Source organism: Brevibacterium sp. LAARM3_SD1 (assembly GCF_057364765.1).
This window is the reverse complement of sequence record NZ_JBNFOL010000036.1, coordinates 25,790-34,572: the sequence shown is the minus strand read 5'-3', so window position 1 is coordinate 34,572 and position 8,783 is coordinate 25,790. Positions and strand designations below refer to the sequence as shown.

General features: G+C 65.1%; 7 protein-coding genes. 4 read left to right on the top strand and 3 right to left on the bottom strand.

The window, feature by feature from the left end:
- Positions 1–53: 53 nt before the first annotated feature.
- Together AC2W7L_RS16160 and AC2W7L_RS16155 are read right to left on the bottom strand one after the other, a co-directional pair.
- Positions 54–1,445: an aspartate aminotransferase family protein gene (locus AC2W7L_RS16160; RefSeq protein WP_486005260.1), complete on the bottom strand. Its 1,392-nt coding sequence runs from the start codon at positions 1,443–1,445 to the stop codon at positions 54–56.
- Positions 1,442–1,927 (bottom strand): Lrp/AsnC family transcriptional regulator, encoded by a 486-nt coding sequence (locus AC2W7L_RS16155; RefSeq protein ID WP_101547408.1) that lies wholly within the window; start codon positions 1,925–1,927, stop codon positions 1,442–1,444. The genes AC2W7L_RS16160 and AC2W7L_RS16155 overlap by 4 nt, the downstream gene beginning before the upstream one ends.
- Positions 1,928–2,238: 311 nt before the next feature.
- Between AC2W7L_RS16155 and AC2W7L_RS16150 the strand changes: the two genes are divergently transcribed.
- The gene (locus AC2W7L_RS16150) at positions 2,239–3,567 is read left to right on the top strand and encodes a M24 family metallopeptidase (RefSeq protein ID WP_486005259.1); all 1,329 of its coding nucleotides are present in this window, start codon (positions 2,239–2,241) and stop codon (positions 3,565–3,567) included.
- Between the two features lie 19 nt (positions 3,568–3,586).
- Here the strand turns inward: AC2W7L_RS16150 and AC2W7L_RS16145 are convergent, their stop codons facing one another.
- Entirely contained in the window at positions 3,587–4,975 is a 1,389-nt protein-coding gene (locus AC2W7L_RS16145) for an L-lactate permease (protein ID WP_486005258.1), read from the bottom strand.
- Positions 4,976–5,036: 61 nt separating this feature from the next.
- Between AC2W7L_RS16145 and AC2W7L_RS16140 the strand changes: the two genes are divergently transcribed.
- The 3 genes from AC2W7L_RS16140 to dusB all read left to right on the top strand — a co-directional run bounded on the left by AC2W7L_RS16140 (position 5,037) and on the right by dusB (position 8,783).
- Positions 5,037–5,672 carry a helix-turn-helix domain-containing protein gene (locus AC2W7L_RS16140; protein WP_486005257.1) on the top strand — a complete coding sequence of 212 codons (636 nt, stop codon included), beginning with the start codon at positions 5,037–5,039 and terminating at the stop codon, positions 5,670–5,672.
- A gap of 139 nt (positions 5,673–5,811) precedes the next feature.
- Complete coding sequence (locus AC2W7L_RS16135; protein WP_486005256.1) at positions 5,812–7,485, top strand: ATP-binding cassette domain-containing protein; 1,674 nt, start codon at positions 5,812–5,814, stop codon at positions 7,483–7,485.
- Positions 7,486–7,595: 110 nt separating this feature from the next.
- Positions 7,596–8,783 carry a tRNA dihydrouridine synthase DusB gene (gene dusB / locus AC2W7L_RS16130; protein WP_486005255.1) on the top strand — a complete coding sequence of 396 codons (1,188 nt, stop codon included), beginning with the start codon at positions 7,596–7,598 and terminating at the stop codon, positions 8,781–8,783.

Genomic DNA, 8,783 nt, shown 5'->3' with positions numbered 1-8,783 from the left:
TCCCAGCAACCTCGCGCGAGGTTGCTGAGCCGCCGTCAGGTAGCAATAGGAGGTCAGAACATTGTCCAGGCTTCCTGCAGGACGCCGCGGATGATCTGCTCCATCTCGTCGAACTCGTTCTGACCGACGGTCAGCGGAGGCGAGAGCTGAATGACCGGGTCGCCGCGGTCATCGGCGCGGCAGTACAGACCGCTGTCGTACATCTTCGCCGACACGAAGTTCTTGAGAATCCGCTCGGATTCCTCTTCGGTGAACGATTCCTTCGTGTCCTTGTCCTTGACGAGTTCGATTCCGTAGAAGAATCCCTCACCGCGGACGTCGCCGACGATCGGCAGGTCCTTGAGCTTCTCGAGCGTGAACTTGAACGCCGCAGCGTTCTCGTGCACGTGGTCGTTGAGCTTCTCCTCTTCGAAGACGTCGAAGTTCGCCATCGCGGCGGCACAGGCGACGGGGTGACCGCCGAAGGTGTAGCCGTGGTAGAAGGTCTCATCGCCGCCGGGGCCGAAGGGCTCGAAGAGACGATCGGAGGCGATCATCGCACCCAGCGGCGCATAGCCGGAGGTGATGCCCTTGGCCGAGGTGATGATGTCCGGGACATAGCCGAAGTCGTTGCAGGCGAACATGTCGCCGATGCGGCCGTAGGCGCAGATCGTCTCGTCCGAGACCAGCAGCACGTCATGTTCGTCGCAGATCTCGCGGACCCGCTCGAAGTATCCGGGGGGCGGCGGGAAGCAGCCGCCGGAGTTCTGCACGGGTTCGAGGAAGACGGCGGCGACGGAGTCGGCGCCCTCGAACTCGATGGCCTCGCCGATGCGATCGGCGGCCCACCGACCGAAGGCCTTCTCGTCATGGGCGAGGTGCTCCGGTGCCCGGTAGAAGTTCGTGTTCGGCACCTTATGAGCGCCGGGGACCAAAGGAGCGAACTGCTCACGCAGCCCCGGCAGTGAGGTCACCGACAGTGCACCGTGCGGGGTGCCGTGGTAAGCGGTGGCGCGGGAGATGATCTTGTGCTTGCCGGGCTTGCCGACGAGCTTGAAGTAGTTCTTCGCCAGCTTCATCGCCGATTCGACCGAATCGCCGCCGCCGGAGGTGAGGAAAACCCGGTTGAGGTCGCCCGGCGCATAGCCGGCCAGACGCTCCGAGACCTCGATCGCCTGCGGGTGGGCATACGACCACAACGGCATGAAGGGCAGCTTCAGCGTCTGGTCGTACATCGCCTTGGCGATCTGCTCACGACCGTGGCCCACTTGGACGGTGAACAGGCCGGCGAGACCGTCGAGGTACTTCTTGCCCTTGTCATCGAAGATGTGGTGGCCTTCGCCGCGTACGATGACCGGCGCCTCACCACCGTTGAACAGTGCTTGGTGTGGTGACATATGCATCCACACGTTGTTGCGGATGGCATCCTGATAAGGAGTGCCGGCCCTGGTGACATTGTCTGTCATCGCGTCCCCCAGTTGTATTTCTGCTTTTCGAGTGAGAGGTACATGAAGAGCTCCGTATCCACGACGGCATCGATCGAGCGGAGCTCCTCATTGACGAACTCGATCAGATGCCGATCCGATTCACACACGATCTCGACCAGGAGGTCGAACGAACCGGCGGTGACGACGAGATAGTCGATCTCGTCGTAGTCGTGCAGCTTCTCGGCGACCGCGGAGATGTCCCCGCGGACCTTCAGCCCGACCATCGCCTGTCGTGCGAATCCCAGACTCAGGGGGTCGGTCACGGCGACGATCTCCATGACGCCCGAGTCGATGAGCCGCGACACCCGCTGGCGCACGGCGGCCTCGGACAGGCCGACGGACTTGCCGATGGCCGAATAGGATTTCCTTCCGTCGTGCTGCAGTTCGACGATGATCGCCTTAGATTTCTCGTCGAGATTCCCGAGTCGGGAACCGCTGCCGTTCGGCAGGAGCGGGTCCATTCTTCACCTCCGTGATGTGCGTCTCAGGTCAATCTATCACCGAATCTGCTGAAATGCGCTGTTTCGTATGCGAATTCCGTCGAAACTGAAAAAGTTTGGTTCTGGATTCGTCAGAGATCGCCGAGGTGACCGACGAGTATCCGTGTGCAGGCGACGGTATCGCGGGCGCCCGGATCCGCAGTTCGCGGACCGTCCGGAACTCGGTTTCAGATGGCCGCCGATCCCCGCCGACGCGCGGTTCGACACGCCGTCGACAACACGCGCATCGACAGTGATTGACAGTGTGTGAACAGGATCACCACACTGGGATCATGAATGAGGGTGAGCTGTTCTACGGTGGCGAGGATAATCGCCCGGATGTGTACGGGATGCGTCCCGGAGCCGAGCAGGGGCAGGCCGGCAAAGAGGTCAAAGCCCGCCCGCAGCCCGTTCCCGGCGAGGTCGACACGATCGGCGCGAACGAACTGTCGTTCAGCGCCGAGGAATACCTCGGTCGGATCGCCTCGGTGCGCAATCGCATGCTCGATCAGGGCCTGGCCGCGCTCATCGTCACCGACCCGGCGAACATCTACTACCTCACCGGATACAACGCGTGGTCCTTCTACACCCCGCAGCTGCTCTTCGTGCCCTCCTCGGGGCCCATGACGCTGTTCATGCGCGATATGGACGCCCGCGGAGCCTCGCACACCTCATGGCTGCCGCCCGAAGACATCGTCGGCTATCCCGAACGCTATGTGCAGAGGCCCCATATCCACCCCTTCGACTGGGTCGCCTTCGCCCTGCGCCAGCGGTGGGAGGTCGCCCGTGCCTCGACCATGCCCGTCGGCGTCGAGATGGACTCGCACTTCTTCTCCCCGCGAGGCTTCCGAGCACTCGTCAACGGGGTGCCCGAATGGCGTCTCGTCGACTGCTTCGAACTCGTCAACTGGATCCGCGCGGTCAAATCCCCGGCCGAGATCGAGCTCATGCGCAAGGCCGCAAAAGTGACCACCGCGGCCATGGATGCGGCGCTGGGCACAATCGGCGTCGGTGTCGGCCAGAACGAGGTGGCCGCGGCGATCTCCGAGGCCCAGACCAGAGGCGGTGACGGAATCTGGGGTGACTATCCCTCGATCGTGCCGCTCATGCCCACCGGCGAAAGTGCGGACACACCGCACCTGAGTTGGACCGACCGGAAGTTCGTCGCCGACGAATCGGTGAGCATCGAACTCGCCGGAGTCCACCGTCGCTACCATGTCCCGCTGGCGCGCACCGCGGTGACCGGCCGCCCCAAGCAGGAGCTCGTGCGCCTCGAAGGCGTCGTCGCCGAGGCGCTGTCTGCGGTTCTCGAAGTCGCCGCACCCGATGTGCCCACCGCAGAACTCGCCCGCACCTGGAATCGTGTGCTCGCCTTGTCGGGACTGGAGAAACCCAGCCGGTTGGGTTACTCGATCGGCATCGGCTACCCGCCGGACTGGGGCGAGCGGACGATCTCGATCCGCACCGAGGATGACCAGATCCTCGAGGCGGGAATGACCTTCCACCTCATCGGCGGAATGTGGATGAACGGCTACGGAATCGAACTGTCCGAACCGGTGCTCATCACCGACATCGGCTGCGAACCGTTCACGAACTTCCCCCGTGAGATCATCCGCGTCTGAGACGCGCACCGAACGACCCTCAGGCGAAGAACTGGATCCACAGGCCGAGGGCCAGGGCGTTGATCCCGGCCACTGCGAGCGCCCGGCCCTGCACCCAGGAGATGTCCCGCGCCGAGGCGGCCGCCGACGAATCCGCGATCTGCACGGCCATGGCCACCCGGGGAGGAGCAGCGAGGGCCGCCAATGAACCGGCCGCGTTTCCGGCCGCGACCACCGGCAGTGCCGAGTCGTGAGACGAAGCGGCGACGGCGGTCAGGGTGCCGGTGAACATCGAGTTCGCCCCCGTGTTCGACCCGGTGAGCACCGCGCCGATGGAGTTCAGCCACGGAGTGAGCAGAACGAGCCCTGCCGGCAGCAGTCCGCCGATCGACTCGCTCATTCCCGTCGTCGTCATGATCCAGCCCATGAGCATGAACGCGGCCGTGCCCACCCCGATGGGAACCCAGGAGCGCACGGCCGCGATGGAGACGCTGCGCCTGCCCTCGACAGTGATCGCGGCGATGAGGCAGGCGGCCGCCAGCCAGAACGGGGGAGAGGCGATGATCTGCGTGACAGCCGAGGGCAGTGCCGAATGCAGGGTGCGAGCCAACAGCAGTCCGATCGTGAGCACCCCGTAGGGCAGAACCGCCACGCCGAGGCTGCGCGTCAGCCCCGTGGTCCGTTTGCGGATCATGAACAGCGCACCGACGACGAGGATGACGATGAGTGATCCGATGATCCCCGAGGGGGCCATACCGATGACGTAGCTGGAGGTGAGGATCCCCGCCCACATGAGTGCGCCGGCGCCGATGATCCCCAGCGCCGAGACGGGAGAGGGGCGCATGATCGCGACCACCGCGATCGCGACGATGATCACCGGGAGCGCATTGATCCACGCCGTGGCCAGACCGAGCTCGTCGACGTCGAGTCCGGCCAGCGCCGCCGCGACGGTAGTGCCCGGACCCAGGGCGCCCCACGGAACGGCGATGAGGCCGAGGAGGCCGAGGATCGCCGACTGCCGCAGAGTGCACCCGAGATGGCGCAGGATCGGCACCCCGACGGTGACGCCGATGCCGAAGCCGGTGACCGACTCCGCGAAGGGCACGATCCCGAACACGACGAGCGCGACCCCGAGGGGCCGACCCGGCGACAGGGATTCGACCCAGGAGGAGATCTGCGACATCGACCCGGCGGACTCGAGCAGTCGGGCGAGCAGCATGCCGAAGAGCAGGATGAGCGCGACCTCGAGGATGAGCGGAAAGTAGTCGATCCCCGATTCCACCAGCACCGAGGCGGGGGTGGGGAAGACGAAGGCGACGAGAACGGCCGCGAGCACGGCTCCCGCCAGGGCCGCGACCCAGGAACTCTGCTTGAGCAGGAGCAGGAGGATGGCAATGAGGATCGGGGTGAGAGCCAGCACTGCCGCCATGGAGTCAAGTTTCCTTTGTGAGATGCGATTCTATGATCCAAGAATAGAATATGATGCTCCAATGGTGAAAGAAGAGGATCTCGGCGCACGTGTCTTCGGCGCCCGCATCAGAGCACGGCGCAAGTTCAACAACCTCACCCTCAACGAACTCGCGGTTCGGGCCGGACTGTCCCGGGCCGCATTGTCGAAGATCGAACGAGGAGAGCAGGACACATCGGTCTCGAATGCCATGGGACTCTCCCGTGCCCTGGGCGTCGACGTCGGCGAACTGCTGGCCGCGCCGGAAGTCACCATCACCCGCAGCGAGGCGATCCCCACGTCCTCGACCTTCGGGAAAGGGGTCTGGCGCCGGGATCTGCCGTCGGCGATCGAGAACATGGACGTCGTCCACTACCGCCTCGACCCGCGCAGCGAGACCTCAGCTTTCGCCGCGCACCGCAGTGGATCGCGGGAGAGCTTCTTCGTCCTCAAGGGCAGCATCGAGATCGTCACCATCGACCGTCGTACGACCTGCATGCCGGCGACTGCGCCCAAGCTCCCGGCGACGTGCCGCATCAATTGGCCAACCCCCACGACGAACCCGCCGAACTCATGCTCATCATCGTCTGACCCGCCCCCTTCTTACTACCTGATGCGCCCAACAACCTCGCGCCAGGTTGCTGGGCCGCCGTCAGGTAGCAAGAAGGGGTGGGGTTGACCGGACGTATCGCCTCGGCGATCATGGGAATGTCCCATTTCCGATCAAGGACGTCGCTCAAGTGAAGTGAATCCTCATGCCGTGAATTGCGGGTGCCACGGACCCGCAGCGCTTCTGCGTACACGAAATGAGGATCCTCATGCCTGCAGCAATCACTGTGTCCGAACTGGACTTCCGCCTCGGCGACGATACCGAGATCTTCTCCGGACTCACCGCCACCATCCCTGCTGACCTCGTCGGATTGGTCGGCGACAACGGGATCGGCAAATCCACCTTCGCCCGAATTCTCGCAGGTAGCCTGCGCGCCTCGGCGGGAACCGTCACGGGCACCGACGGTGCGGTCTACATCGATCAGCTGCTGCCGCATTCCACGCGGCGGGTCGATTCCGCATTGGACATCGTCTCCGTTCGACGAGCTCTGCGCCGCGCCCTGGACGGAGAGGCGACCGGCTCCGACTTCGACCTCATCGGCGATGACTGGGACATCGAGGAGCGTGCCCTGGCGGCCCTGTCCGAACTCGGTCTGCACCTGAGCCCGAGCGACCTTGACCGGAACCTGAGCAGCTTCTCCGGCGGGCAGGCCACACGCATCGGACTGGCCCGAGCGGCGCTGGTCGGCGACGCCTGGCTGATCCTCGACGAACCGAGCAACAACCTCGACGAGGATGGGCGGGCGCTGCTGACGACGCTGCTCACGGAACGCCGCGGACCGACCCTCGTCATCTCCCACGACCGAACTCTGCTGACCCAGATGAACTCGATCATCGAGATGACCGACCGGCTGCGCGTCTACGGAGGGAACTTCGATGACTACGAAGCCATGGTCGCCGCTGAAGAGGAAGCCAAGCAGCAGAAGGTCACCGATGCGAAGAAGTCCCACGAGGTCGAAAAGCGACAGCGGATCGAACTGGAGACGAAGCTCGCACGAGCCGCCCGGAAAGCCAAGAGGGATAAGGAGAGCAAACGTCGACCGAAGATCGTCATGAACGGGCTGACGAACTTCGCCGAGAAGTCAGCGGCCAAACGGCGTGGCGACAAAGCCGCCGACGAGGCGGCGGCCTGGGACGAACTCACCGCTGCCAAGGATGCCCTGCGTCGGACATCGAGCGTCCGCCTCGACCTGCCCGACACCCAGGTCCATTCGACCAAGCGGGTCCTCGAGATCTCCACAGCCGCCTCGGCGAAGTCCGAGCGACCACAGACGATCGTCGGGCCGGAACGGATCCGACTGACCGGACCGAACGGGGCCGGGAAATCGACCCTGCTGGCGGCGATCCTGGCGGCCGCGGACGGCCGTGCCTCAGACGGTGGCGCCGCAGATGACCGTGCTACGGACAGCGGCGGCCCGCCGGTCGCCGAACTCTTCGGCGACCTCGACATCACCGTCGCCGCCCCGACAGCCCACCTCGACCAGCAGTACCGACTGCCGGGAGAGCTGACGGTGATGGAAGCGGTGCGATCGGGCAATCCGCAGCTCGACCCGCACCGCGTCCACGAAGTGCTCGCGGCCATGGGACTGCGTGCCGGACGCACCGACCAGATCTGCCGGACCCTGTCCGGAGGGGAGCGGTTCCGCGTCGCCTTGGCCTCAGGACTCCTCCAGGATCCGGCGCCGCAGCTGCTCATCCTCGACGAACCGGGCAACAATCTCGACCTGTCATCGCTCGAAGCGCTGGTGACCGCTCTCGAAGGATTCGGCGGTGCGATGGTGATCGTCACCCACGACGACCGACTCGCCTCCGAACTCTCCGTCGACACCGAATGGGACGTGCGGGAATTTCTGCGCTCCGAATCAGTTGATGTGAACATATGAGTCGACGCCACGGGGGAGGAGCGCGTCCGCAGCGGCACGGATTCCGGGCGTGAACAGGTGAGGAGAAGCAGGCGAATGTGCGATTTTGACTTGACTGGGATAATGGTTGCGTGAGTGTCATCAGCCCTGCCCCAGAAACCGCATCCCCGAAGCCCGAAACAGCCCTGCGCATCGGGCCCATCGAGCTGTCCTCGCCCGTCGTGCTCGCGCCCATGGCCGGGATCACGAACACCGCCTTCCGCCGACTGTGCCGCGAATACGGGGCAGGACTGTATGTGACCGAGATGGTCACCACCCGGGCGCTGGTCGAGCGGAGCCCGAAGACGATGCGGATCATCCACCACGAACCCTATGAGACCCCGCGTTCCGTCCAGCTCTACGGAGTCGACCCGGTGACCATGGGCCAGGCCGTGCGGATGCTCGTCGAGGAAGATCGGGCCGACCACATCGACCTCAACTTCGGCTGCCCCGTCCCCAAGGTCACGCGCAAGGGCGGCGGATCCGCGCTGCCGTGGAAGCAGGACCTGTTCACGTCCATCGTGACAACGGCCGTCACCGAGGCGGCCCGCCGGGACGTGCCCGTGACCGTGAAGATGCGCAAGGGCATCGATGCCGATCACACGACGTTCCTCGACGCCGCCGAGACCGCTCGCAACGCCGGCGTCGCCGCCGTCGCCCTGCACGGCCGCACCGCCGCCGATCTCTACTCGGGCACCGCGGACTGGGACGCGATCGCCCGGCTGAAGGACCACCTCGGCGACACCGTTCCGGTGCTCGGCAACGGCGATATCTTCGCCGCCGAGGATGCCCTGGACATGATGGCCAAGACCGGCTGCGACGGCGTCGTCATCGGCCGCGGCTGCCAGGGGCGGCCGTGGCTGTTCGGCGACCTCGCGAATGCGCTGGGCGGCAGCGACGAACGCCACCGTCCCGGCCTCGCCGCGGTGGCTCGGGCCGTGTACAAACACGGCGAATACCTCGTCGACCATTTCGAGGACGAATTCCTCGGCGTTCGTGACCTGCGCAAACACATCGCCTGGTACTTCAAGGGCTACCCAGTCGGAGGAGAGCTGCGCAGTCAGCTGGCCATGGTGTCCTCCCTGGAGGAGCTCGCCGGACTGCTCGACCAGCTCGACAAGAATGCCCCGTACCCGGGAGAAGCCGCCGAAGGGTCCCGCGGTCGGACCACCCGGCCGAAGAAGCCGCACCTGCCCGAAGGCTGGCTGGACTCCCGCATCTTCGATCCCAGCGGGAAGTCGCTGCTGTCGGAGGCCGAACTCGACATCTCAGGAGGATGA

What these genes read in the sequence shown, in the direction of transcription:
- AC2W7L_RS16160 (WP_486005260.1), bottom strand. Translation starts at nt 1,445, where the DNA reads ATGACAGACAATGTCACCAGGGCCGGCACTCCTTATCAGGATGCCATC.
- AC2W7L_RS16155 (WP_101547408.1), bottom strand. Translation starts at nt 1,927, where the DNA reads ATGGACCCGCTCCTGCCGAACGGCAGCGGTTCCCGACTCGGGAATCTC.
- AC2W7L_RS16150 (WP_486005259.1), top strand. Translation starts at nt 2,239, where the DNA reads ATGAATGAGGGTGAGCTGTTCTACGGTGGCGAGGATAATCGCCCGGAT.
- AC2W7L_RS16145 (WP_486005258.1), bottom strand. Translation starts at nt 4,975, where the DNA reads ATGGCGGCAGTGCTGGCTCTCACCCCGATCCTCATTGCCATCCTCCTG.
- AC2W7L_RS16140 (WP_486005257.1), top strand. Translation starts at nt 5,037, where the DNA reads ATGGTGAAAGAAGAGGATCTCGGCGCACGTGTCTTCGGCGCCCGCATC.
- AC2W7L_RS16135 (WP_486005256.1), top strand. Translation starts at nt 5,812, where the DNA reads ATGCCTGCAGCAATCACTGTGTCCGAACTGGACTTCCGCCTCGGCGAC.